At 73.5% G+C, this 23,824-nt stretch carries 18 protein-coding genes, 1 other RNA gene and 1 pseudogene; 11 read left to right on the top strand and 9 right to left on the bottom strand.

The genetic code is table 11. From position 1 onward, the window contains the following. The first annotated feature begins 40 nt into the window (after positions 1-40). An RNA gene (gene rnpB / locus ABZT74_RS08495) (RNase P RNA component class A) lies at positions 41-441 on the top strand. Between the two features lie 156 nt (positions 442-597). Here rnpB and ABZT74_RS08490 read toward each other — a convergent pair. Next, positions 598-3,600 carry an AAA family ATPase gene (locus tag ABZT74_RS08490; protein WP_356433791.1) on the bottom strand — a complete coding sequence of 1,001 codons (3,003 nt, stop codon included), beginning with the start codon at positions 3,598-3,600 and terminating at the stop codon, positions 598-600. A 245-nt stretch (positions 3,601-3,845) separates the two neighbouring features. On the opposite strand from ABZT74_RS08490, the gene ABZT74_RS08485 reads away from it, so the two are divergent. Beyond that, positions 3,846-4,469 (top strand): response regulator transcription factor, encoded by a 624-nt coding sequence (locus ABZT74_RS08485; RefSeq protein ID WP_356433829.1) that lies wholly within the window; start codon positions 3,846-3,848, stop codon positions 4,467-4,469. 357 nt (positions 4,470-4,826) lie between these two features. Here the strand turns inward: ABZT74_RS08485 and ABZT74_RS08480 are convergent, their stop codons facing one another. The 3 genes from ABZT74_RS08480 to ABZT74_RS08470 all read right to left on the bottom strand — a co-directional run bounded on the left by ABZT74_RS08480 (position 4,827) and on the right by ABZT74_RS08470 (position 7,533). Next, positions 4,827-6,149: a hypothetical protein gene (locus tag ABZT74_RS08480; protein WP_356166180.1), complete on the bottom strand. Its 1,323-nt coding sequence runs from the start codon at positions 6,147-6,149 to the stop codon at positions 4,827-4,829. 323 nt (positions 6,150-6,472) lie between these two features. After that, complete coding sequence (locus ABZT74_RS08475; RefSeq protein WP_356433790.1) at positions 6,473-6,952, bottom strand: MazG-like family protein; 480 nt, start codon at positions 6,950-6,952, stop codon at positions 6,473-6,475. Between the two features lie 35 nt (positions 6,953-6,987). Further along, positions 6,988-7,533, bottom strand: a complete 546-nt coding sequence (locus ABZT74_RS08470) for a DoxX family membrane protein (protein WP_355877416.1) — start codon at positions 7,531-7,533, stop codon at positions 6,988-6,990. Between the two features lie 132 nt (positions 7,534-7,665). Between ABZT74_RS08470 and ABZT74_RS08465 the strand changes: the two genes are divergently transcribed. Together ABZT74_RS08465 and ABZT74_RS08460 are read left to right on the top strand one after the other, a co-directional pair. Continuing rightward, positions 7,666-7,992, top strand: a complete 327-nt coding sequence (locus ABZT74_RS08465; protein WP_355877377.1) for a nuclear transport factor 2 family protein — start codon at positions 7,666-7,668, stop codon at positions 7,990-7,992. A gap of 84 nt (positions 7,993-8,076) precedes the next feature. Further along, positions 8,077-9,069 carry an aldo/keto reductase gene (locus ABZT74_RS08460; RefSeq protein ID WP_356433789.1) on the top strand — a complete coding sequence of 331 codons (993 nt, stop codon included), beginning with the start codon at positions 8,077-8,079 and terminating at the stop codon, positions 9,067-9,069. A 248-nt stretch (positions 9,070-9,317) separates the two neighbouring features. On the opposite strand, the pseudogene ABZT74_RS08455 reads toward ABZT74_RS08460, so the two are convergent. Continuing rightward, a pseudogene (locus ABZT74_RS08455) lies at positions 9,318-9,989 on the bottom strand (ABC transporter ATP-binding protein); the annotation flags it as partial. Between the two features lie 88 nt (positions 9,990-10,077). Continuing rightward, positions 10,078-11,544: an ABC transporter permease gene (locus tag ABZT74_RS08450; protein ID WP_355877383.1), complete on the bottom strand. Its 1,467-nt coding sequence runs from the start codon at positions 11,542-11,544 to the stop codon at positions 10,078-10,080. A 405-nt stretch (positions 11,545-11,949) separates the two neighbouring features. Here ABZT74_RS08450 and ABZT74_RS08445 point away from each other — a divergent pair, with 405 nt between their 5' ends. Beyond that, on the top strand, positions 11,950-13,143 hold the full coding sequence (locus ABZT74_RS08445) for a D-alanyl-D-alanine carboxypeptidase (protein WP_356433788.1): 1,194 nt from the start codon (positions 11,950-11,952) through the stop codon (positions 13,141-13,143). A 453-nt stretch (positions 13,144-13,596) separates the two neighbouring features. Here ABZT74_RS08445 and ABZT74_RS08440 read toward each other — a convergent pair whose 3' ends face one another. Beyond that, a complete protein-coding gene (locus tag ABZT74_RS08440; RefSeq protein WP_355877389.1) occupies positions 13,597-14,373 on the bottom strand; it encodes an SDR family oxidoreductase in 777 nt (258 codons plus the stop codon). A gap of 145 nt (positions 14,374-14,518) precedes the next feature. On the opposite strand from ABZT74_RS08440, the gene ABZT74_RS08435 reads away from it, so the two are divergent. Next, the gene (locus ABZT74_RS08435; protein ID WP_356433787.1) at positions 14,519-16,165 is read left to right on the top strand and encodes an alkaline phosphatase D family protein; all 1,647 of its coding nucleotides are present in this window, start codon (positions 14,519-14,521) and stop codon (positions 16,163-16,165) included. Here the strand turns inward: ABZT74_RS08435 and ABZT74_RS08430 are convergent. Further along, positions 16,152-17,180: a Gfo/Idh/MocA family oxidoreductase gene (locus ABZT74_RS08430; protein WP_356165968.1), complete on the bottom strand. Its 1,029-nt coding sequence runs from the start codon at positions 17,178-17,180 to the stop codon at positions 16,152-16,154. The genes ABZT74_RS08435 and ABZT74_RS08430 overlap by 14 nt on opposite strands. A 238-nt stretch (positions 17,181-17,418) precedes the next feature. Between ABZT74_RS08430 and ABZT74_RS08425 the strand changes: the two genes are divergently transcribed. The 3 genes from ABZT74_RS08425 (at position 17,419) to ABZT74_RS08415 (ending at position 21,057) form a co-directional block, all read left to right on the top strand. After that, positions 17,419-18,675, top strand: coding sequence for a multidrug effflux MFS transporter (locus ABZT74_RS08425; protein ID WP_356433828.1), 1,257 nt, complete (start codon positions 17,419-17,421; stop codon positions 18,673-18,675). Next, positions 18,621-19,802, top strand: a complete 1,182-nt coding sequence (locus ABZT74_RS08420; RefSeq protein WP_356165965.1) for a serine hydrolase domain-containing protein — start codon at positions 18,621-18,623, stop codon at positions 19,800-19,802. The genes ABZT74_RS08425 and ABZT74_RS08420 overlap by 55 nt, the downstream gene beginning before the upstream one ends. 262 nt (positions 19,803-20,064) lie before the next feature. Then, on the top strand, positions 20,065-21,057 hold the full coding sequence (locus ABZT74_RS08415; RefSeq protein WP_356433786.1) for a small ribosomal subunit Rsm22 family protein: 993 nt from the start codon (positions 20,065-20,067) through the stop codon (positions 21,055-21,057). Between the two features lie 124 nt (positions 21,058-21,181). On the opposite strand, the gene ddaH is transcribed toward ABZT74_RS08415, so the two are convergent. After that, complete coding sequence (gene ddaH, locus ABZT74_RS08410; RefSeq protein ID WP_356433785.1) at positions 21,182-22,003, bottom strand: dimethylargininase; 822 nt, start codon at positions 22,001-22,003, stop codon at positions 21,182-21,184. A 240-nt stretch (positions 22,004-22,243) separates the two neighbouring features. On the opposite strand from ddaH, the gene ABZT74_RS08405 reads away from it, so the two are divergent. Both ABZT74_RS08405 and ABZT74_RS08400 read left to right on the top strand, forming a co-directional pair. Beyond that, the gene (locus tag ABZT74_RS08405; RefSeq protein WP_356165961.1) at positions 22,244-22,906 is read left to right on the top strand and encodes a TetR/AcrR family transcriptional regulator; all 663 of its coding nucleotides are present in this window, start codon (positions 22,244-22,246) and stop codon (positions 22,904-22,906) included. Between the two features lie 180 nt (positions 22,907-23,086). Further along, positions 23,087-23,824: a bifunctional DNA primase/polymerase gene (locus tag ABZT74_RS08400; protein ID WP_355870261.1), complete on the top strand. Its 738-nt coding sequence runs from the start codon at positions 23,087-23,089 to the stop codon at positions 23,822-23,824.

Genomic DNA, 23,824 nt, shown 5'->3' with positions numbered 1-23,824 from the left:
CGCCGCCCCGTCCGGCCGGTACCATGGTCGACACGGCAGACGAGCCGGGCGGGCGGCCGCGTGGAGGTCCTTGTGGACCTTCCCGAGGAACGTCCGGGCTCCACAGGGCAGGGTGGTGGCTAACGGCCACCCGGGGTGACCCGCGGGACAGTGCCACAGAAAACAGACCGCCGAGAACTCCGGTTCCCGGTAAGGGTGAAACGGTGGTGTAAGAGACCACCAGCGCCTGAGGTGACTCAGGCGGCTAGGTAAACCCCACCCGGAGCAAGGTCAAGAGGGAGCACCTCGGTGCTCCTGCGCGGACGTTCGAGGGCTGCTCGCCCGAGTCCGCGGGTAGACCGCACGAGGCCGGCGGCAACGCCGGCCCTAGATGGATGGCCGTCGCCGCGACGTCCGCGAGGACCCGCGGTACAAAACCCGGCGTACAGCCCGACTCGTCTGCCGCTCTTCGCGTCCGGGCCGAGCGCAGGTGGTCCCTGCCTCGGCCGCACCGTGGGGCCGGTTCCCACCGAGCGGCCACCGACCCGGCAGCCCGCGGGTGCGAGGCGACTCCTGTCGATCGTCCAGCCGATGGTGCGCGATTCACCGGAAGCCCCGCTACGTCGTGGTCGGGGCCGGCACTGTCGCGTTGAGGGATTTGCCCGCGCCCGCCCCCCGCCCCAGCACCCCCGCCAGCTCACCCCGCCCCCGCACCCCCAACTTTCGGAACGCGCTGGTCAGGTGGGTTTCCACGGTGCGGCGGGCCAGGTGGAGGAGGGTGGAGATTTCCGGGTTGGTGTGGCCGTTGGCGGCCAGGGTGGCTATGCGGCGTTCGCTCGGGGTGAGGGCGTCCGTGCCGGTGCGGGGCGCCGTCGCGCGGCGGGCGCCGGCCCCGCGCAGGGCCTGTTGGGCCTGGGCGTGCAGGCGGACCGCGCCGAGGCGCTCCGCGCGTTCGGCCGCCTCGCGCAGGGGCTCGCGGGCGCGCGTCCGCTCACCGGCCGCGGCCAGCTGGCGGCCCTGGGCGATCAGCGCGGCCGGGAGTTCCGTACCGGCGGGTGCCTCGCGGAGCAGCCGTACGGCGCGGTCCGCCAGGTCCAGGCCCTGTCTGCCGCCGGTCGCCGTCCCGAGGCTGCTCAGCGAACGGCCCACCAGGCGGGGCGTGTTCCAGACGGTGGCCAGGCGCAGCTCCTCCCGCGCCAGCGCGAGGGCCTCCTCCGGGCGGCCGAGGGCCACCCGGCACTCCGCCGCCGCCGTGCGCCAGGGCGTCACCACGGGACTGAGCACCTCCCGCGCCGACTGGCGACGCCCGCACTCCAGGAAGTCGTCCAGCGCCCCTCCCGGATCGCCGTCGGCCGCTCGGAGGACTCCGCGTGCGTAGAGGAAGCGGTTCGCCTCCCAGGAGCCGGGGGTGTCCCGCAGTTCGAAGTCGTCCGCGAGGGTGGTGGCCGTCTCCGTGCGGCCCTGCTCCACCAGGGCGAGGACGGCGAGCGCGTCCTGGTTGCCCGGGGCGCGGCGGGCAGGTCCGGCGGGGCGGGGGGCCGGGGTGACGTCCTCGTGGGTGCCGCGGGCCGCCGCGATGTCCGCCCGTACGTTCAGCAGGGCCGCGTGCATCGGATGGAGGAGCGAGGCACTCTGTCCCGCCAGGCCCCGCTCCACCAGCCGTTCCGCCTCGTCCAGTTCGTCGGCCCACTGGGCGACGGCGGCTGCCGTGCCCAGCAGGAACGGCTCGCCGAGCGGGTCCGACGGCTCCTCCAGGAGGGCGCGGACGCGTCGTACGGCGGCCTGCGCCGACGTCAGGCCGGCCGTCGCCTCATACCGCACGAGCAGCGCCCGGCCCGCCGTGCCGACCAACTGGGGGGAGCGGTCCGCGGTCTCGCGCAGCCAGCGGTACATCTCCCGCCGTACGTCGGGATCCTGGTCCGACAGCAGTGTCGAGGCCGTCCGGACGGTTCGGACCAGGCCGGGGTGGTCGCGCAACTGCTCGTCCAGGGAGCGCAGTACGCCGATCGCGGCCCGCGTCTCGCCCTGCCCGGTCAGCGCCGTGCCCAGCGCCACCGCCGCCCGCACCCGGTCACGCGGCGTGCCCGGCAGCCGTACGGCCTCGGCGAGCCGGGACATACCCGCGGCCCGCCGGACGGTCACGAACTCCAGCGAACCCAGCTCGGTGAGGACCGCGGACCGGCGTTCGGGCGTCAGCGGTTCCTCCAGGGCGCGCCGCAGGAAGGCGGGCGCGTCGCCGGGCCGGCCCGCGCGGACCGCGGCCGACGCGGCGTCCAGCAGCACGCCGACCGCCCACGCGGCACCGATCGCGGGCGCCCGCAGTACGTGCCCCGCGACCGCCTCCGCCGGATCACCGCGCCGCATCATCGTCTCCGCCGCCGCCCGGTGGGCCGCCTGGCGCCGGGCACCGGGCCAGCCGCTCGACACGGCGTCCCGGAGGAGGGGATGCGCGTAGTCGGGGTGGCCGCCGTCGGGGGAGGGCCGCAGCACTCCGAGGCGGGTCGTCGACGTCAGCCAGCCGGGGACCCGTGCGGGGTCGGCGTCCGCCATCCCGGCGAGCAACTCCGCGTCGGCGTACGGCGCGTGGCCGGCGGAGTCCGCCGTGGCGAGCGCGAGCGAACGGGCCACGTCGGCGGTCGCCGGGCCCGCGCAGTCAAGCCACCACGCCACGGCCGCCGGGTACGCGCCGGGGTACAGGGCGGCGCAGGTCGCCGGGACCGGCGCGGGGGTGCGCGTGCCGGGCACCGCGCGCAGGTCGTCCAGGAGGGCGTGCAGAAGCAGCGGGCTGCCCGCGCAGGCCCGTACGCAGTCGTCCACCCAGGCGTCCGGAAGGGCGTCGTCGAAGGCCGAACGGACCAGCTCCGCCGCCGAGTCGGCGCTCAGCGGAGCCAGGGTGTGGGTACGGACGAGGTCGGGCGAGAGCGCGTGGGCGAGGCCGGGGCCGGCCGGGTCGACGTCGTACTGCGTGCGCTCGGTCACCACCAGCAGTACCGGCAGGCGGTCGATCCGCCGTGCGGCGGCGGCGAGCCACTGCCGAGAGCGCTCGTCGGCGCGGTGGACGTCGTCCACGGCCACCAGCAGCGGCGCGTCGCCCGCGTGAGCCAGCAGCAGGCGCCACAGCCGGGCGGCCGCACGGCCGTCGTCATGGGCACGGCCATCATCGTCCTGGATAGGGGCGTGGGCGTGGGCGTCGGCAGGGGAGTGGGTATGCGCGGGCGCGGTCACTCCGGTTCCGGCTCCGGCACCCTCCTCGACCCGGACCTCGACCCGGACCCCGGCCCCGGCCCCGACGTCGGCTCCGGCGCCCCCCGGGGGCCCGGCTTCCGCTCCCGCCTCCGGCCCGCGTCCGCTCCGCTGCCACAAGGCGTCCTGGTCCAGGGACAGCAGTTGCAGCACCGCCGCGAAGGGCGCGTTCGTGTCCGGGGAGCAGCGGGCCCGCAGGACCCGCATCCCGTGCGTCTCCCCGTGGGCGGCGGCCGCTTCGAGGAGGGCCGTGCGGCCGGTGCCGGTGGCGCCCGACAGGAGGAGCAGCCGGCCGGTGCCGCTGCGGGCCCGCGCGGCCTCGGCGGCCACCAGCTCCAGCGCGTCCCCGCGTTCGCGAAGCGGTCCGCGTACGGACATCCCGGCCTCCCGCCGTAGTGGATCCGCTCACGCCGATCTCGTGGTGCCTCTCGTGGTCCTCCACGATTGTGCGGACCTCTCCTGGCACAGGAGTGTGATTTCAGCCCTCTGTCACCGACCCCACAACGACGGAGGGCACGTGGACTCGGGAGAAGCGGTTGCACAGTTCAGGCCGGACGACAGGCATCGAAGCGGCCCCGGAACCGGCATCCGGACCGGGCACCGGCAACGGCCATGCGGGCGCGGTGCACCGCATCCCCGTCGTGGTGCACACCTCGGACCCCATCTCCCGGGCCGGAGCGCTGAGTCAGCTGCGCGGCAACCCGGTGATCGACCTGCGGGACGAGACGGAGGCCGGCCCCGACACCGTGGCCGTGCTGATCAGCGAGACGCCCGACGCCACCACCCTCGCGCGGCTGCGCCGGCTGGTCCGCGCCGAGGGCGCCCGGGCCGTGCTGGTGGTGAACTCCGTCCGGGAGGCCGAACTCCTCGACGTCATCGCCTGCGGCGCCGGCGCGGTCGTCTGGCGCCACGAGGCCACCGCGCAGCGGCTGTCGCAGGCCGTGCTCGCCGCCGCGCGCGGTGACGGGGATCTGCCGGCCGACCTGCTCGGGCGGCTGCTGAGTCAGGTGGGCACGATGCAGCGCTCGGCGGCCGGCGACTCCGGTGCGTCCGTGTCGGGGCTGACACCGCGGGAGATCGACGTGCTGCGCCTGGTGGCGGAGGGGCTCGACACCGCGGAGATCGCGAGCAAGCTCTCCTACTCGGAACGCACCGTCAAGAACGTCATGCACGGGCTGACCACCCGGCTGCGGCTGCGCAACCGGGCGCACGCCGTGGCCCACGCCCTGCGCGAGGGCTACATCTGACCGGTGGGGCAGTCGCGGCTGCCCGATCGGGCAGCCGCCCCTCTCCCGGGCGGCCGATCGGGCACCGGGACGCGTCCGCCGGTCCGCCCGGACACCCGGGTCCGACGCGAGCGCCCCCTCGGCGCCCGCCGACCGGTACGGCGGGACCCGTTGCCCGTCCCACCTCGGAGAACGGCTGATTTCCGTCCCCCGGGGCGAGCAGGTGAAACGACCAGGACCCGTGCCCCGGGTTGCGGGTCACGGGTCCGTGCGGGCCGTGCTCGGGTCCATGCCGGACGCGGGAGCGCGGGCCCCGAGGACCACGCCGTTGCCCGCGCGGTCCTCGGCCCCGGAGCGTGAACCGGCTCCCGTGCGACGTCAGTTGGTGACCGTGAACCAGGTCGCCCGGGACTTCTGCCACTCCGGGTGGTCGAGGTCCTTGGCCTCGGTGCCGTCGCCGTACAGGTCGGCCGAGCCGTCGTCGGTGATCAGCTGGGCGCGGGCGCCGGGCACGGAGAGGTCGGGGACGTCCACGATCGCCTCCCAGCCGCCGGGGTCCGAGGTCGGCAGGTCGAGGCGCTTCACCGGCGCGTGCGCCGCGTCGCCGTCCCAGGAGTAGAGCGCGTACGGGTCGGAGTTGTCGTCCGCGGCCCAGGAACCGGCGACGATCAGGTACTGGTTCGACGCGTTCTTCCGGATGTCACGGATCGCCAGACCGCCGAGGTCGAGTTCGATCGGCGTGCCGAAGACGGCCTTCGAACCGCTGCTGAGCACCTTGTCGAAGTTGGTGACCGGCACGATGAGCGCCTTGCCGCCGGGCACCGCGGGAGCGAGCGGCGCACGGAAGCCGAGGTAGGCGGTGGTCGTCGAGCCCGGCGCGAACTCCAGGCCCTCCACGTTGAACCCGTCGATCTGCTTGGGTGTCTGGCCGTCCTCGGTGCCGTCAGCGAAGCCGTAGCGGTCGCCGTTCGCCTTGTCCCAGGCGACGAGGTCGTCCCTCAGCTTCTTGTACGAACGGCCGTACGTGAGGGCGGTGGAGGCGCCGGAGCCGGTCACCGTCGTGGTGAAGACGGTGTTGCGGTCGGACTTGTACTCGCCGTCCTTGTTGTTGCCGAGCGAGCCCGTCCAGTAGATCGTGTCGCCGACGCGCGTGGCGCCCTCGATGTCGATCTCCTTGGACACGCCCGCCTTGGAGCCGAAGTCCCAGGTCTTGACCGGCGCGCCCGACGCCGAACGGTCGTACAGGCGGAGCGTGTTGGACTCGTCGTCCGCGACGATTGCGTAGCCGCCACCGACGTCGACGGCCGCCGAGGCGTCGCTGGAGCCGGTGAAGTACCGGGTGTCCGTGGGGTGTTGCACGGCGGCCGAGGCGGCGTAGTGCAGTGTCTTGGTGACCTTCTTGCCGTCGACCCCGGTGACCTGCACGGTGAGGTCCGTGTAGCCCCGGCCGCGCGCGGCGACCGCGACCTTGCGGGTGGCGCCCGTCCCCGTGACCGTGGCGTCGGTGGTCGTCGCCACGGCGGTCTTGCTGCTCTTGATGACGGTGACGGCGAGCGCGCCGGCGTCGGCCCCGCTCTGCGCGACGGTCACGTTCACGGTCGGATCGCCGGTCGCGCCCACCGCGCCCGACAGATACGCGGCCGACAGGGAGAGGCTCGGCGTGCCGTAACTCGCCGCGTGCGCCTGGCTTCCCAGCCCCATGGCCGTGAGGGTCAGCACGCCGCCGATCACGGCGGTCGTCCGGCGGCCTCTGGGGAAAACGTTGTCCTGCACGGGGGCCCTTTCGTCGACGCGATGTCGACGAGAAGGCTGTGCCGCGCCCGCCAACTCCCGGCGGCAAGGCGCTGTCCGACAGGTGAACAGCTGCGGTCGCCGCGGGCGCGGTCGAAGACGGACTCCGGAGCGGGCCGCCAACTCCCGTGCCTCGTCGGTGGGGTGGAGGCGTGGCGGGCGGGTCGGCGGATCACGCACTCCGGCGGGGAGGGGCGAGGGGGAGAGCGATGAGTGCCGGTTCGCGGAGCGGTTCAGGGGCCCGCGTCGGACGGGGGCGGCCCGGCGGCCGGGGCGGCGCGCGGGGGCCCGTCCGGGCGCAGTGAGCGGTCCGTGACGGACGTGAGGCGGGCCGCGAAGACCTCGCGCGCGTCGGGCGAGAGCTCCCGCAGCGCCACCATCGCCGTGATCACGACGTCGCACAGCTCCGACCGGACGTCGTCCCAGGTGTGGCTCACGCCCTTGCGCGGGTTCTGGCCCGTCGCTCCGATGACCGCCTGGGCGACCTCGCCGACCTCCTCCGACAGCTTCAGCACCCGCAGCAGCAGGCCCTCCCGGCCGCCGTGCGCCCGGTTGGCGTCGAGCCAGCCGTGCAGCCGGTCGATCGCCTCCCAGGGGTCCGCCCCGGCGGGAGCGGCCGCCGGGTGGGCCGCGTCCGGTGGGCCGGCGGTGGTGCCGGCGGTGCCCGCCGGGCCGTTCGCGTCGGTCGGGTCGTCCAGCTCCTGGTCAGCCATGGGAGCAGCCTCCCCCGGGTGGGGCGGGCCGACTCCTACTCCTCGAACAGGGCTTCCTGCTCCCCCTGCTGCGCCTTGCGGAGCCGGCTGTTGCGGGTGCCGATGACGACCGCGGTGACCGCGGCCGTGACGCCGAGCGCGGTCGGCACCATCCAGCCGCGGTTCACGGCGTGGCCCAGCGCGTGGTCGAGGGACAGCCGCCCGGGGCCCGTCACCGCGAGGCCCGCCGCGGCCAGTCCGAGCGTCGCCGCGTACTCGTAGCCGCCGCCCTGCGCGAAGAAGCCGTTCGGCGCGTGGACCGCCGCCGCGCCGGCCATCGCCCCGGCCGCCGCGGCACCGGCCGCCGGGGTGGCGAGACCGAGGGCGAGCAGGGTGCCGCCGCCCGCCTCGGCGAGGCCGGCCGCCGTCGCGCTGGCCTTTCCGGGGGAGTAGCCCATGGCCTCCATGGCCGCCCCCGTCCCCTCGATGCCGCCGCCGCCGAACCAGCCGAAGAGCTTCTGCGCTCCGTGCGCGGCCAGTGCGCCGCCCGTGCTCAGACGGAGCAGCAGCAGTCCCAGATCACGCCGGTCGAAACAGGTCACGGTGACTCCCAGTGCAGACAGCGGCAACGGTTCCCTCCCGGGTCTCCACCGTCGCACCGATCACCCGCGTCCGGTGTTCCCGCGCGGCCGTTCGGGTGGCGGGCTCCGGGGGCGGGTGTGAGTCTGCTTGCCATGACGATTCAGGTAGCGAAACTCAGCGACCCGGCTGTCCGGGCCTTCGTCTCCGCCGTGAACGCGCACGACCGTGACGCGTTCCAGTCGGTCCTCGCGCCCGGCGCCACCATGTCGGACGACGGCTCCGACCGGGACGTCGCCGACTGGACCGACCGGGAGATCTTCTCCTCGCGCGGTCACATGGACGTCGACAACGAGTCCGCCGGCGGCCGTTCCCTCGTCGTGCGGTACCGCAACGACGCCTGGGGCGAGATGAAGACCAAGTGGACCTTCACCGTGGACGACGGCGGCCGGATCAGCCGCTTCGAGACCGGCCAGGCCTGAGCGCGGGGGACACCGGCCGGGTCCGGGGAAACCCGCCCCGAGGGCTTGTGTTCGCGTGCGCTCCAACTCCTAGCGTCCCCGGGCATGGAGAACTCCGGGAACAGGACACTGGGAAGCAGCGGCATCGAGGTGAGCGCCCTCGGCTTCGGCTGCTGGGCCATCGGCGGTGAGTGGGCGACCCCGGACGGGCAGCCGCTCGGCTGGGGCGCGGTCGACGACGAGGAGTCCGTACGGGCCGTCCGTCGCGCCCTCGACCTCGGCGTGACCTTCTTCGACACGGCGGACGCTTACGGCGCGGGGCACAGCGAACGGGTACTGGCCCGGGCCCTCGGCAAGCGGCGGGCCGACGTGGTCCTCGCCACCAAGTGGGGCAACGTCATCGACGAGGACCACCGGCTCCTCACCGGCGCCGACGACTCCCCGGCGTACGCCCGGCGCGCCCTCACCGCCTCGCTCCGCCGCCTGGACACCGACTGGATCGACCTCTACCAGCTGCACCTCTCCGACGCCGACCCCGAGCGGGCCGCCGAACTCCGGGACACCTGCGAGGAGTTCGTGAGGGAGGGGCTGATCCGCTGCTACGCGTGGAGCACCGACGATCCCGGGCGTGCGGCCGTCTTCGCCGAGGGCGAGCACTGCGCGGCCGTGCAGCACCGGCTGAACGTCCTGCAGGACGCACCCGAACTCGTCGCGCTCTGCGAGGAGTCGGGGCTCGCGAGCATCAACCGGAGTCCCCTGGCGATGGGCTTGCTTACCGGGCGGCACACGCCCGGCCGGACCCTCGCGGCGGGCGACATCCGCAGCGCCCCGCCCGCCTGGCTGCCGGGATTCACCGGCGGGGGCACCGCCGACCCGCGGTGGCTCGACCGCGTGGACGCCCTCAGGGAGATCCTGACCGGTGGCGGGCGCACCCTCACCCAGGGCGCGCTCGGCTGGCTGTGGGCCCGCAGTCCCCGGACCGTGCCGATCCCGGGTTTCCGCTCGGTCGCCCAGGCCGAGGAGAACGCGGGCGCGATCGCCGAAGGGCCGCTCACCGCCGCGCAGATGGCCGAGGTCGACCAGGTACTGGGGCGGTGAACGGCCGCTCGGACGCCCACGGGAGAGTGCGGGCGCCCGAGCGCTCGATTGCCCTGCGCGAACTCGAACTATCGCGCCGTGTAGGGCTCCTGGGGGGTGCCCTGATGCGCGGACGGCACCGGGGCGGCGTCCTGGGCCGCGTACGCCCGTGAGGCGGAGGGCTGGGAGTCGTACGGCTGCCGCGCCGACTGCGGTGTGACGTCGGCCTGTCGGGCGGACTGCCGCTGGTCGGCGCGGTGCGCTCCGCCCTGCTCGGTCAGGGTGATCCGGCCGGCCCGGATGGTGGCGAGGCGCGGGGCGCGGCGGGCGATGGACGAGTCGTGGGTGACGATGACGAACGTCAGCCCGTACTCGTGCCACAGCCCGTCCAGCAGACCCATGATGTCGTCGCGGGTGCCCTCGTCGAGGTTGCCGGTGGGCTCGTCGGCGAGGAGCACCTTCGGCTTCTTGACCAGCGCGCGGGCGATGGCGACGCGCTGCTGCTGGCCGCCGGACAGCTCGGACGGGACGTGCGCCAGCCGCTCGCCGAGCCCGACCGAGCGGAGCGCCTCCGCTGCCCGCTCGCGCCGTTCGGCGGGCTTCACGCCGAGCGGGACGAGGGCGGTCTCGACGTTCTCCTGCGCGGTCAGTGTCGGGATGAGGTTGAAGGACTGGAAGATGATGCCGATCTTCTCGGCGCGCAGCCGGGTCAGCCTGGCCTCGCTGATGGAGGCGAGGTCCACGCCGTCCAGCTCGACACTGCCGGAGCTCGGACGGTCGAGGCCGCCGATCATCTGGAGCAGCGTCGACTTGCCGCCGCCGGTCGGGCCCTGGATGACGAGCTGGTCGCCGTCCTCGATGGCCAGGTCGACGCCGCGCAGCGCCTCGACGGTCTCCTTGCCCCGCGTGTAGCGCTTGGTGACGCCGGTGAGCTTGTACATGAGGTTCTCCGAGGGTGAAGGGTGGGGCGCCGCGGCCCGGGGGAGTGGACACGGCGCCCCGGCTCTGAGGGGTGTGGATCGGGGCAGGTCAGGCGACGCTGCGCAGCGCGTCGGCCGGACGCATCCGGGAGGCACGCCAGCCGCCCATGGCTCCGGCGATCAGACCGCCCGCTATGGCGAGGCCCGCGGCGAGCGCGATCGTGGTGACCGAGACCGGCGCCGAGAGCGCGATGTCGACGGTGTTCTTGGCCGCGGAGGCGGCCTGCCGGCCGGGACCGCCGCCACCGGGGCCGCCCCCCATGCCGCTCCCGCCGGTGGAGCCGAGTTCCGCCGTCAGCTTGGGGCTGATCGCGGTGACGACGGCGGCCGCGCCGAGGCCGAGGGCGATACCGAGGGCGCCGCCTAGCAGTCCGTTCACCATGGACTCGCCGACGACCTGCCGGGTCACCCTGCGGGAGGGCCAGCCGAGTGCCTTCAGGGTGCCGAACTCGCGCACCCTGCGGGAGACGGCGGACGAGGTGAGCAGCGCCGCCACCAGGAACGCGGCGACGAGGACGGCGATCGACAGCCACTTGCCGACGCTGGTCGCGAGGTTCGAGGCCGTCGACAGCGAACCGGAGACGGTGTCGGCGAGGTCCGCGGAGGTGGTGACCGTCGTGCCCGAGATGTTCTTCTGGATGGCCGTCTTGACCGTGTCGATCTGCTTCGAGTCGGTGGCCTTGACGTAGATCGTGGTGACCTTGTTCTTCGCGTCCCCGAGCGTCTGAGCCTGCTTCAGCGGCAGGTAGACATCGGTGGTCGACTCACTGCTGTCGGGCGTCGCGATCCCGATGACCGTGTACTTCTTGCCGGAGATCGTGACGGTCTTGCCGACCGTCTTCTTGTTCTCCTTGGCGTAGGACTTGCTGAGCACCGCGACCTTCGCGTCGCTCTGCGCGGCCGTGAAGGTCTTGCCGGTGGTGATCTTCGAGGTGGCGAGCGGGCCGAGGTCCTGGTCGGTCACGTCGACGCCCGCGACGGAGTACGAGTTCACGTCGAAGGAGGCTCCGCCGCCCTGTACCTGCGGGGCGGCCGTGCCGCCGCTCTGGCCGCCGCCGGGTCCGCCCTGCTGCCCCGAGCCCGAGGTGGAGGACTTCGCCTTGCCCTGGGTGAAGGAGCCGTCGACCTTGGTGACGTTCAGGCTGAGCGCGCCCACCGCGCTCGCGACGCCCTTCTGCGCGGCGACCCGGGTGACGAGAGAGGACTTCAGGGACTGTCCGCCCTGCGTCATCACCCGGTCCGAACTCTGGCTCTTGCTGCTGTCCGACTTGGCGTCGAAATCGAATTTCGGCCGGCCCGAGGAATTCCCCGTCGGTGCCGCCTGGGCCTTGGTGACGGTCATGTCGGTGCCGAGTCCGTACAGCGACTTCAGGACCTTGTCCTGTGCCTGCTGCATACCGGCCGACACCGAGTTGACGGTGATGACCAGCGCGATACCGAGCGCCAGACCCAGGGCGATCACCAGCGCCGCCTTCTTGCGCCGGCTCAGCTCACGCTTGAGATAGATGCCAAACATCCCGTTCCTCAAAGGTTCTTGGCGCCCGCTGTGGGCGCGGCCACACGCTATGGAGGAACCTTTGAGCCGGGCTGAGTGCCAGATGTGCGCGAACTGAGAAATTCGGGCCCCGCATCATTTTTGGGTCAGACAGCCCATTCCTGAGAAGGAAAGGGGTTATTGACAGGAAAGACCTGTTGGATGGCGGACGGTCACGGTCGGCGGGCCCGCCCTCCGCGCTTCTCCCGGTGGGACGGCGGACGGTGCGCGGGCGGGCCCGCGCTTTCCGAGCCGACCCGATCCGGCCGGATCCGGGCCGCCCGCCGCACCTTTCCACGGTGCCTTTGCCGCCCCTTGGCAATCGGCTTCCCTTCCCTTTGTCACCCCGCTGTCGGGGCCCGCGGAGCGGCTTTGTACGGTCCCGGGATGCGTGATTCTTCCGGGCTCTCCCGCCGTGCCGCTCTGGGCCTCGCCGCCGCCGTGCCGCTCGCCGCCGCGACGGCGACCACCGCGTCCGCCGCCACCACGATCGGCGGGGCCCGGCTGGGCCGCACCGGGGTCCAGTCGAGCGGCGGTGCGGCGCTGCCCAAGCACCTCACGGCCCGCGCCTGGCTGATCGCGGACCACACGAGCGGCCGGGTGCTCGCCTCGTACCGTGCGCACCAGCGCCTCGCGCCCGCCTCCACTCTGAAGATGCTGTTCGCGGACACCGTGCTGGCGAAGTTCGACCGGACCGCGACGCACCGGGTGACCGACGTCGAGATCGCCGACGTCCCCGCGGGCTCCAGCCTGGTCGGGATCAAGCCCGGCATCACCTACACCGTCGAGCAGTTGTGGCAGGGCGTCTTCCTGCGCTCCGGCAACGACGCGGTGCACGTGCTCAGCCACATGAACGGCGGTGTCCCGGCGACGGTCGCCGAGATGCAGGCCAAGGCGAAGGACCTGCAGGCCCTGGACACGCACGTGGTCAGCCCGGACGGCTTCGACCACGCGGGCCAGCTGTCGTCCGCCTACGACCTGACGCTGTTCGCCCGGCACGGCCTCGCGAGCGCCGACTTCCGCGGCTACTGCCGAACGAAGACGGCCGACTTCCCGGCAGGCGGCAAGAAGACCTTCCAGATCCAGAACACCGACCGCCTGCTGACGGGTGCGTGGGGCGTGAAGACGTACGACGGCCTGATCGGGGTGAAGAACGGGTACACCAGCCACGCCGGCAACACCTTCACCGGTGCCGCCACGCGCGACGGCCGGACCCTCCTCGTCACGGTGATGCACCCCAAGAGCGGCGGCAGCGGCGTCTATGAGGAGGCGGCCCAATTGCTGGACTGGGGCTTCCGGAACGGCGCGGACGCCGAACCGGTGGGCACGCTCGTCGCTCCGCTCAGCGAGGGCGGCGCGAGCGCGGCCCCCACGCACAAGGCGACGGCGAAGCCGGCGGCGGGCGCTCCGGCCGCGGCCGCCAAGAGCGACGGCCCGCCCTGGGGGCTGGTCGGCGGGGCCGGGGGAGCGGTCGTGCTGCTCGCGGGTGGCGCGCTGGCGCTGCGCAACCGCCGTCGCCGCCCTGCGGAGGGCCCGGCCGAGACGTCCACCGAGGGACGCGGACGTCGGCGTAAGCGCTGACCGCGGGATGGGGATGGCGCCGCAAGCGCTGACCGCGGGATGGGGATGGGCGTTGCGTGACGCGGGTCCGGGCCACCCCGTACGCGGGCACACAGCACGGCACCGCACAGCCCTGACAGCTGTGCGGTGCCGGCTCTGACGGGGACAGCCGCTCCGCGATCCGGTGCTTTCCTCGCGCTTTCGCACGAGGCCCGCCCCCACCCGGACCGCGGAGCGACTGCCACCTCCCCCCTCGGTGCGGACCGATGGCCCTACCGAAGTCTCTTCCTCCGAGTGTGAAGCTCTCGTGGAGGAGGTGTTGAGCATAAGCCCTTCACCGGCCTCTATGGTCCGGAGAGTCAGCTTCCGTTTGTGCAAGTTGAGAACTTGACCAGATGCGGTGAACGCCCGCCCCGTTTCCCGCGTACGCAGAGGGCGGGCCGCCCCGTACCGGACGGCGCGCCCGGCCGCGGGTCAGCCGCGACCGACGTAGGGCATCGCGGACGCCAGCACGGTCGCGAACTGCACGTTCGCCTCCAGCGGCAGCTCGGCCATGTGCCGCACCGTGCGGGCCACGTCGGCCACGTCCATCACCGGCTCGACCGCGAGCTCCCCGTTCGCCTGGAGCGTCCCGGTCCGCATCCGCTCCGTCATGTCGGTGGCGGCGTTGCCGATGTCGATCTGGCCGCAGGCGATCCGGTACGGACGGCCGTCCAGGGACAGCGACTTGGTCAGGCCCGTCAGCGCGTGTTTGGTCGCGGTGTACGCGACCGACTGCGGCCGGGGCGTGTGTGCCGAGATCGAACCGTTGTTGATGATCCGGCCGCCCTGCGGGTCCTGCTCCTTCATCTGCCGGTACGCCGCCTGCGCGCACAGGAACGCGCCGTTCAGGTTGGTGTCCACGACGTGCCGCCAGGCGTCGTAGGGCAGTTCCTCGACCGGCACCCCGCCGGGGCCGAACGTCCCGGCGTTGTTGAACAGCAGGTCCAGCCGCCCGAACCGGTCGCGTACGGCGGTGAACAGGGCGGCCACCTCGTCGGGGCGCGAGACGTCCGTGCGGACGGCGAGCGAGGGTGCCCCGGGCACGAGGGCCGCGGTCTCCTCCAGGGTCTCGGTCCTGCGCCCGGCCAGCGCCACCGACCAGCCGGCGCGCAGCAGTTCGGCGGCCACCGCGCGGCCGATGCCGGAGCCCGCTCCGGTCACCACCGCGGTCTTCGTCGCCGGGGGATTCAGGGGATTCATGGCGTTCATGGGCCCGCAGCGTACGGGAGGGGCTGGTGACGGGGCCGACATCCGGAACTCATCCCCCCGCCATGTCCCTGTTGTGTACGCGCCAAGCCACCGTCGATCCTGACCACTCCAATGCCGTGTACCACCACCGTCAGGGGAGGGCCAGATGACACCCGCAGCCCAGCAGCATCCGTCGCAGCACGCCCCCGAACTCCGCGCCGTGGCGCGTCACATCGGGCGCCGCCGCTTCCTCACCGTCACCGGCGCGGCCGCCGCGCTCGCCTTCGCCGTCGACCTGCCGGCCGCCGGCACGGCGAGCGCCACCGAACTCGACGCGGCGAGAATCACCCAGAACCCGTTCACCCTGGGTGTCGCCTCCGGCGACCCGCTGCCCGGCTCGGTGCTCCTGTGGACCCGGCTCGCGCCCGCCCCGTACCAGCCCGACAGCGGCCTGCCCGCCGAACGCGTCACCGTGCACTGGGAACTGGCGCACGACGACCGCTTCCGCCGGATCGTCCGGCGCGGCACCGCCACCGCACACCCCGAGTACCACCACGCCGTGCACGTCGAGGTCGGCGGCCTCGCCCCCGACCGGGTGTTCCACTACCGCTTCAAGGTCGGCGGCTGGATCAGCGAGACGGGCCGCACCCGCACCGCGCCCGCCCCCGGCGCCCGTGTCTCCGCGCTCACCCTGGCCGCCGTCTCCTGCCAGGCCTACCACGACGGCTACTTCACCGCGTACCGCCACCTCGCCGAGGAGGACGTCGACGTCGTCTTCCACCTCGGCGACTACCTCTACGAGTACGCCGTCAGCTCCGTCGGCGGCGCCCGGAACTACACCGACCGGACGCTCCCGGACCTGTTCAACCACGAGACCACGACGCTGGAGGACTACCGCCTGCGGTACGCCCTCTACAAGTCCGACCCCGACCTGCGGGCCGCGCACGCCGCGCACCCCTTCGCCGTCACCTGGGACGACCACGAGACGGAGAACAACTACGCGGACGACATCGACGAGAACGACGACCCGCCGGAGGAGTTCCTGCTGCGCCGCGCCGCCGCCTACCGCGCGTACTGGGAGAACCAGCCGCTGCGCCGCGCGCAGCTCCCGGTCGGCCCGGACGCCCAGCTCTACCGCAGGCTGGGCTGGGGCAGGCTCGCGCAGTTCGACATCCTCGACACCCGCCAGTACCGCTCCGACCAGGCCTACGGCGACGGTTCGCACGTCCCCGGGCCCGAGTCGGACGACCCGGCGCGCACCATCACCGGCGCGACGCAGGAACGCTGGCTGATCGACGGCTGGCGGGACTCGCGGGCGCTGTGGAACGTCGTACCGCAACAGGTCACCTTCGCCCAGCGCAAGCTGGACCTGAACCCGGTCGCCAAGGTGTCCATGGACGCCTGGGACGGCTACCGGGCCTCGCGGCAGCGGATCCTCGCGGGCGCCCGGGCCACCGGGACCGAGAACCTGATGGTGCTCACCGGGGACGTGCACGTGGGGTACGCCTTCGACATCCTCGACGACTTCGACGACCCCGCGTCGGCGGTCCTCGGCACGGAGATCGTCGCCACCTCGATCACGAGCGGCAAGGACGGCGCCGACCGGCCCGCCAACTGGGCCACCTACACACAGGCCAACCCGCACCTGAAGTTCTACAACGGGCGGCGCGGCTACGTGACCGTCGAGCTGGGCCGCGAAGAGGCGCGGGCCGACTTCAGGACCGTGTCGGCGGTGACGACCCCGGGGGCGCCGGTCACCACGGCCGCGTCCTTCGTGACGGAGGTCGGCGACCAGGGGCTCAAGCCGGCCTGACGTCCGGTCCGCCGGCCTCGCCGGGATAGCGGACGCCGACGCGGTCCCGGATCGTGTCGAGCGTCCGCATCACGGCGAGCGTGCCGTCCAGCGGGACGAGCGGGGACTCCCGCTCGCCGGCCCGCAGCGCGCGCATCACCTCGGCGGCCTCGTGCCGCAGGCTGTTGCGGGGGCCCGCCGCCGGCTCCGCACGGAACGTCTGGGGCTCGCGGCCGTCGCGGTGCACCACGAAGTGGTCCGGGAAGAAGAAACCGTCGGGGACGTCGATGCGGCCCTCGGAACCGGTCACGGACGCGGCCACCGGGGTACCGCCGTTGATGGAGCAGTGCACCGAGGCGAGAGCGCCGCTCTCCCAGGAGAGCAGTGCACCCGTCTGGAGATCGACGCCCTCCTCGGAGAGCACCGCTCGCGCGACGACGTCCGAGGGCTCCCCGAGCAGCAGTTGTGCGAACGACACCGGATAGACGCCGAGATCGAGGAGCGCGCCGCCGCCCTGCGCGGGGTCCCGCAGCCGGTGCGAGGGCGGGAACGGTCCCGCGAGTCCGAAGTCGGCCTGCACGGTGCGCACCTCACCGATCACACCGTCGTCGACGAGCGCCTTCAGCTGCCGGACCAGTGGATTGCAGTACATCCACATGGCCTCCATCAGGAAGCGGTCGTGCCGCCGGGCCAGGGCGACGAGTTCGTCCGCCTCCCGCGCGTTCAGCGTGAACGCCTTCTCGCACAGCACATGGCGCCCCGCCTCCAGACACATCCCGGCGGCCTGCCGGTGTGCCGCGTGCGGGGTGGCGACGTACACGACGTCGACGTCCTCGTCCGCCGCGAGCGACGCCCAGTCCCCGTACGCCCGCGGAATCCCGAACCGCTCCGCGAACGCCTTCGCCGAGGCGTCCGTCCGCGAGGCGACCGCCACGACCTCGGCGTCCGGCATGTCCACCAGGTCCGCCGTGAACGCCGCGGCGATCCCGCCGGTCGCCAGAATCCCCCACCGCACGCGTTCGCGCTCGCCCGTCATGCCCGCACCTCGATCTGTGACCCCGAACACTCTGTTCGAACTGAGAGCATAGGGGGCGCACCACTGGCAGAGGGAGGGGCACATGCCCGAGCGTGGCCGCACCACGCGGGAACAGGGGAGCCCGCACGGGCACATACCGGACGCGACCGCAGCGACCGCAGCGACCGCCCCGGACACCGCGGACACCGTGACGGTGCCCGCCCGCGAACCCCGGCCCGGCCGCGGTCGGAGGGAGCGGATGGCGCGACCGGCCGCGGGCCCGGGCACGACGGGCCGCACCGGACTCCTCGTCACCCTCGTCCTCGGCGGACTCACCGCCACACCCCCGCTCGCGATGGACATGTACCTCCCGTCGCTGCCGGAGGTCACCGGATCCCTGCACGCGCCCGCGGCGACGGTGCAGCTCACGCTCACCGCCTGCCTCGCGGGCATGGCCCTCGGCCAGCTCGTCGTCGGGCCGATGAGCGACCGCTGGGGCCGCCGGCGCCCGCTGCTCTCCGGACTCGCCGTGTACGTCCTCGCCACCGTGCTGTGCGCGTTCGCCCCCACGATCGAACTCCTCGTCGCGTTCCGCCTGGCCCAGGGGCTCGCGGGCGCGGCCGGCATCGTCATCGCCCGGGCCGTCGTCCGCGACCTGTACGACGGCGACGCCATGGCCCGCTTCTTCTCCACCCTCATGCTGATCTCCGGGGTCGCCCCGGTCGTCGCGCCGCTCATCGGCGGACAGATCCTGCGCGTCACCGACTGGCGGGGCGTCTTCGTCGTCCTCACCGCCGTCGGCATCGCGCTCACCGCGGTCGTCTGGGCGAAGCTCCCCGAGACGCTGCGGCCCGAGGACCGGCACGTGGGCGGCGTCGGCGAGGCGCTGCACGCCATGCGCGGACTGCTCGCCGACCGGGTCTTCGCCGGCTACATGCTCGCCGGCGGCTTCACCTTCGCGGCCCTGTTCGCCTACATCTCCGCCTCCCCGTTCGTCATCCAGGAGATCTACGGCGCCTCCCCGCAGACCTTCAGCCTGCTCTTCGGCGTGAACTCCGTCGGCCTCGTGATAGCCGGCCAGATCAACGGCAAGGTGCTGGTCGGCCGGGTCCCGCTGGAGAAGGTCCTCGCCACCGGCCTCGCCCTCGTCGTCCTCGCCGCGACCGCCCTGCTCCTCATGTCCACCGGCGTCCTCGGCGACGTCGGACTCGTACCGGTGTCCGCCGCGCTGTTCGTGCTGATGTCGGCGATGGGCCTCGCCCTGCCCAACACCCAGACACTCGCCCTCATGCGGGTACGGCACGCGGCCGGTTCCGCCTCCGCGCTGCTCGGCACGACCTCCTTCCTCATCGGCGCGGTCGCCTCACCGCTCGTCGGCATCGCGGGCGAGCACACCGCCGTCCCGATGGCCGTGGTCCAACTGGCGGCCGTACTGGTGGCCGTCGCCTGCTTCGTGGGACTGTGCCGTCCCCGGCGCACGGGGCACACACCGGACGGAAAGGCGGCGGACAGCTGAGCGCACCGAGACTGCGGATCGACACACCGGAACGCGCCGGACTCGACGCAGGAGAGCTGCGACAACTCGCCGGCGAGGTCCGCGCCCTCACCACCGGGCCCGACCCGTGGGCGGCGGGCGTCGTGCTGGTCGCCGGGCGCGGCCCGGTCATCGCCGTCGAGGAGGCGGCGGGGTGGGCGGTCCGCTACGCGGCCTACGACGAGAAGACCGACGCCGGGACCGAGCTGACGGCCGGGGCACGTGTGCCGGCGACCGTCTTCACGCCCTTCGACCTGGCCTCGATCACCAAGCTGTTCACGGCGGTCGCCGCGGTGCAGCAGCTGGAGCGCGGCACCCTCGGCATCGACGCGCGGGTCGGCGCCTACCTGCCCGAGTTCCGCGGTGCCCGCGAGCACGGCGTGACCGTACGGCAGCTGCTCACCCACACCTCCGGGCTGCGCCCCGAACTCCCGCTGTACGACTGCCCGGACGACGCGACCCGGCTGGCGATGCTGCGGGCCGAGGGCCCCTCGTCCGAGCCCGGCCTGTACCGGTACTCCGACCTCAACCTGCTGCTGCTGCAGTTCGTGCTGGAGCGGGTCAGCGGGCGGTCCCTCGACGTCCTCGTCCGGGACGGCATCACCCGCCCGCTCGGGATGAACGCGACCGCCTTCGGCCCCTGCCCGGGCGCCGCCGCCACCGAGGACCAGCGCCGCCCCTGGGGCAAGGCGGACCGGGGCATGCTGCGCGGCGTCGTGCACGACGAGAACGCCTGGGCGCTCGGTGGCGTGGCCGGCCACGCGGGCCTCTTCTCCACCGCCCGCGACCTCGCCGTCTTCTGCCGCACCCTGCTCGCGGGCGGCAGTTACGGTCCCGCGCGCATCCTCGGCCCCGACTTCGTCGAACTCCTCCTGACCCCGCCCGGCCTCGGGTTCGCCCTCGACCAGCCCTCGTTCATGGGTGCCCTCGCGGGCGGCGGCGCGGCCGGCCACACCGGCTTCACCGGCACGTCCCTGGTCCTCGACCCGGTGACCGGCACCTTCCTGGTCCTGCTCGCCAACACCGTCCACCCGCGCCGCCGCCCGGCGGACAACGCGCCGCGCGCGGCGGCGGCCACCCGGCTGCGCCGAGCGGTACGCGGCACGTGAGCCCGGCGGGGGCATGACCGGACGCCGAGCCGCTTCCACGCGACGCGGACGGGGGAAGGGCCCATGGGGCCCATGACCGCTTCGCTTCCGCACGCCGCGAACGGCGCGGAGGCCCCACGGGCGAGCCGGACTTGTCGGGTGACAGTCACGGGTGGTGCGTGGGCGGGAGAGGTCCGGGCCGGAGGCCCAAGGACCGCACCCCCCGGGGAAGGAAGACCGCCCGTGCCACGGGCGACACGCCGCACCTGAGAGAATCGGGCCCGTGAACGCCCCCGTACCCACCGCCGACACCCTGCGCAGCGCCCTCGCGGGGCTGCTCGACGGTCTGCCGCCGAAGGCCGCCGCGCAGGCGGTCGAGCGGCTGATCGTGAACTACCGGGGGACCACCCCGACCCACGCGCCGATCCTGCGGGACCGCTCGGACGTGGCGGCGTACGCCGCGTACCGGATGCCCGCGACCTTCGAGGCGGTCTGCGCGGCGCTGGACGCGTTCGCGGACGCGGTGCCCGGCTGGGCACCGGGAAGCCATGTGGACGTCGGCGGCGGAACGGGCGCGGCGACCTGGGCGGTGAACGCCACCTGGGAGGGCTCTCGCCCGGTGACCGTGCTGGACTGGGCCGAGCCCGCGCTCGCCCTCGGCAGGGAGATCGCCGCGGCCAATCCCGAGCTGAGCGGCGCCGCGTGGCAGCGCTCCCGGATCGGAGCAGCGCTCACCATCGAGAGCACCGATCTCGTCACGGTCTCCTACGTGCTCGGCGAACTGACCGAGGGCGACCGCGCCTCGGTCGTGGACGCCGCCGCGAGCGCCGCGCAGGCCGTCGTGATCATCGAGCCCGGCACACCCGACGGCTACACCCGTGTCCTCGCCGCCCGCGACCGGCTGATCGGCGCCGGCTTCCACGTCGCCGCGCCCTGCCCGCACAGCGCCGCCTGCCCGATCGTCCCCGGCGAGGACTGGTGCCACTTCTCCGCCCGGGTCGCCCGCTCCTCCCTGCACCGCCAGGTGAAGGGCGGCTCCCTGCCCTACGAGGACGAGAAGTTCAGCTACGTCGCCGCGACCCGCTTCCCGCCCGAGCCGGCGCCCGCCCGCATCGTGCGCAGGCCGCAGATCCGCAAGGGCCAGGTCCTGCTCGACCTGTGCGAGCCCGACGAGTCCCTGCGCCGCGAGACGGTGACCAAACGCCACGGCCCGCTCTACAAGGCGGCCCGGGACACGGACTGGGGCGCCGCCTGGCCGCCGCCCGAGGGGGTCTAGGACAGCCCGGACCGCTCAGGTCGCGGACCGGGTGACCGGGTGACGGCGTGACCGAGTGACGGGGTGACCGGGTGACGGGGGCGCGGGCGGGTCGCGGGGATCCCGGCTCACCGGGGATCCCGGCTCACCCACGGAGTTCCTGGGTGCAGCACTTCACGCTGCCGCCACCCTTCAGGAGTTCGCCGAGGTCGATGCCGATCGGGGTGAAGCCGCGGTCGCGGAGCGGGCCGAAGAGGCCCGCCGCCTCCTGGGGGAGCAGGACGTTCAGGCCGTCGGAGACCGCGTTCAGGCCCATCGCGGCGGCGTCCTCGTCCGTGGCGGTCAGCGCGTCCGGAAACAGCCGGCGCAGCACCTCGCGGCTGCCGGGGGAGAACGCCCGCGGGTAGTACATGACCTCGTCCGTCGTGTCGTCGAGGACGGCCAGAGCCGTGTCCAGGTGGTAGAAGAGCGGGTCGACGAGGTCCAGGCCGATCACCGGCCGGCCGAAGAACTCCTGCGCCTCGCCGTGCGAGAGCGGGCTCGCCCGGAAGCCGCGGCCCGCGAGGACGTACGAGGCCGTGACCGCGAAGTCGCCCTCGCCCTCGTTCACGTGCACGGGCTCCAGGACCTCCGCGAACTCCCTGGCGCGGAACCACTCCAGATGCGCCGCCGCCTCCGGCTCACGCTCCCGGAAGGCGAACCGGGCGCCGAGCACCCGGCCGTCCACGACCGTCGCGCCGTTCGCCGCGAAGACCATGTCCGGCAGGCCGGGGCGGGGGGCGAGTTCCTCGACGGTGTGGCCGAGGGAGCGGTAGCGGTCGCGGAGGTCCTCCCACTGGGCGAGGGCGAGCGGTACGTCGACCGGCTTGGCGGGATTCATCCACGGGTTGATCGCGTACGTGACGTCGAAGTGCACCGGGGGGCACATGAGGTAGCGCCGGGGCGTGGCACGACGGAGAGGGTGCAAGGAAGGCTCCTTACGCAACCGCAGGGGCAGTTGATGCTCATGGTGCGCCGTGCGCGCCTCCGCCGCCCGCAGACGGACGGGTGGGGTACGCCGTCCGCGTCACAGGGCCCTCGCCCGGCCCACGGAACGCCCGCGAGAACCTCCGCGGGAACCCGGCCGGGACGCCCGCCGCAGCCCCACCGGCACGTGCGCCCACGGGACGCGAGACGTGCCGTATCGCGGTCCTGGTAGGTTCGCCCCATGGCCGAGAAGCCCAGCTCCAGCCCCGATTCCGCCCCGGACCCCGGCCCCGCCGGGCGGCCCGCCCCCGACGCCACCCGGCGCAGTGAGAAGTCCCGCCGCGCGATCTTCGCCGCCGCCCTGGCCCTGGTCGGCGAGAGCGGCTATCCGAAGACCACGATCGAGGGCATCGCGGCTAGGGCCGGGGTCGGCAAGCAGACGATCTACCGGTGGTGGTCGTCCAAGGCGGAGGTGCTGCTGGACGCCTTCATGGACCTCGGCGAACAGGCCGCACGGGCCGCGGGGCAGGAGCCGTACACCCTCCCCGACACCGGGGACCTGGCCGCCGATCTCAAGCTGGTGCTGCGCGCCACCGTCGACGAGCTGCTCGACCCCGCCTTCGAGGTGCCCTCCCGCGCCCTGGCCGCCGAGGGCCTGGTGAACGACCGGCTCGGCGCCGAGTTCGTCGCCAAGCTGCTCGAACCCCAGCTCCAGCTGTACGTCCGGCGACTGCGCTCCGCACAGGACCAGGGCGACGTCCGCCCGGACGTCGACCCCCGGATCGCCCTGGAACTGTTCGTCTCCCCGCTCGCCCAGCGCTGGCTCCAGCGCACGGCCCCGATCACGTACGACTACACGGACACCCTCGTCGACTACGCGCTGCACGGTCTCGCCCCGCGCTGACGGTCCCGTCACTCCCCGAGTGGCCCTTAAATCGCCACACATCATGCAATAACACCTGATCAGGGCCTGGCGAACGCATCGCCCCACCTACCCCGGTTGTCGGCTCCGGCCACCCGGGGCGCAGGATGGTGGGACCATGGGCAAGGACGACGAGTGCACTACGGCTTGGCGAGGGGATAGATGAGCGCAGAGTTCGGAAGCCGCTCCGGCGCGCAGGGCAGGATCTCCCAGTGGCTGCGCGGACGCCGGCCCAAGCCCCCTGCGGAGACGTCCGAAGACCGGCGCGAGGCTCTGCTGCTCGCCGCCGCGGACGCCGGACTGCCGCTCGCGCAGGCCGCGTACCCCGCGGGCTACCGCTGCTCCTGCGACCGCGTCGGCTGTCCCACACCCGCGCGTCACCCCATCTCCTTCGCCTGGCAGACGCAGTCCACCACCGACCGCGCCCAGATCGAGCGCTGGGCCCGGCACCAGCCGAAGGCGAACTTCATCACCGCCACCGGCATGGTGAACGACGTGCTCGACGTGCCGCTGGAGGCCGGCCACGAGGCGCTGGAGCGGATACTGGCGGCGGGTATCGACGTCGGCCCGGTCGCCGAGACCGGCGACGGCCGCATGCTCTTCTTCACCCTCACCCGCGGTACGCCCGAGGACGAGGACGAGTGGTGGCCCTGTGAGCTGGACTGCCACCCCGAGACCATGGACGAGCACCCCGGGTTCCGCTGGCACTGCCGAGGCTCGTACGTCCTCGTGCCGCCGGCCCAGCTGCCCGGCGGTCTGAGCGTCGACTGGGTGCGCGGTCCCGAGCACCCGCTGCCCGACCCGCTCACCCTTCTGGAACACCTCACGGACGCGTGCGCCCGCTACGCCGGTGAGAACGGCGGCGCGGAGCAGCTCGCCGCCTGGCCGCACCGGGGCTGA

The sequence above is a fragment of the Streptomyces sp. NPDC005302 genome, assembly GCF_040607345.1.
Classification (GTDB): Bacteria; Actinomycetota; Actinomycetes; order Streptomycetales; family Streptomycetaceae; genus Streptomyces.
The sequence above is the reverse complement of the archived record's forward strand: the minus strand, read 5'-3'. Positions and strand labels throughout refer to the sequence as shown.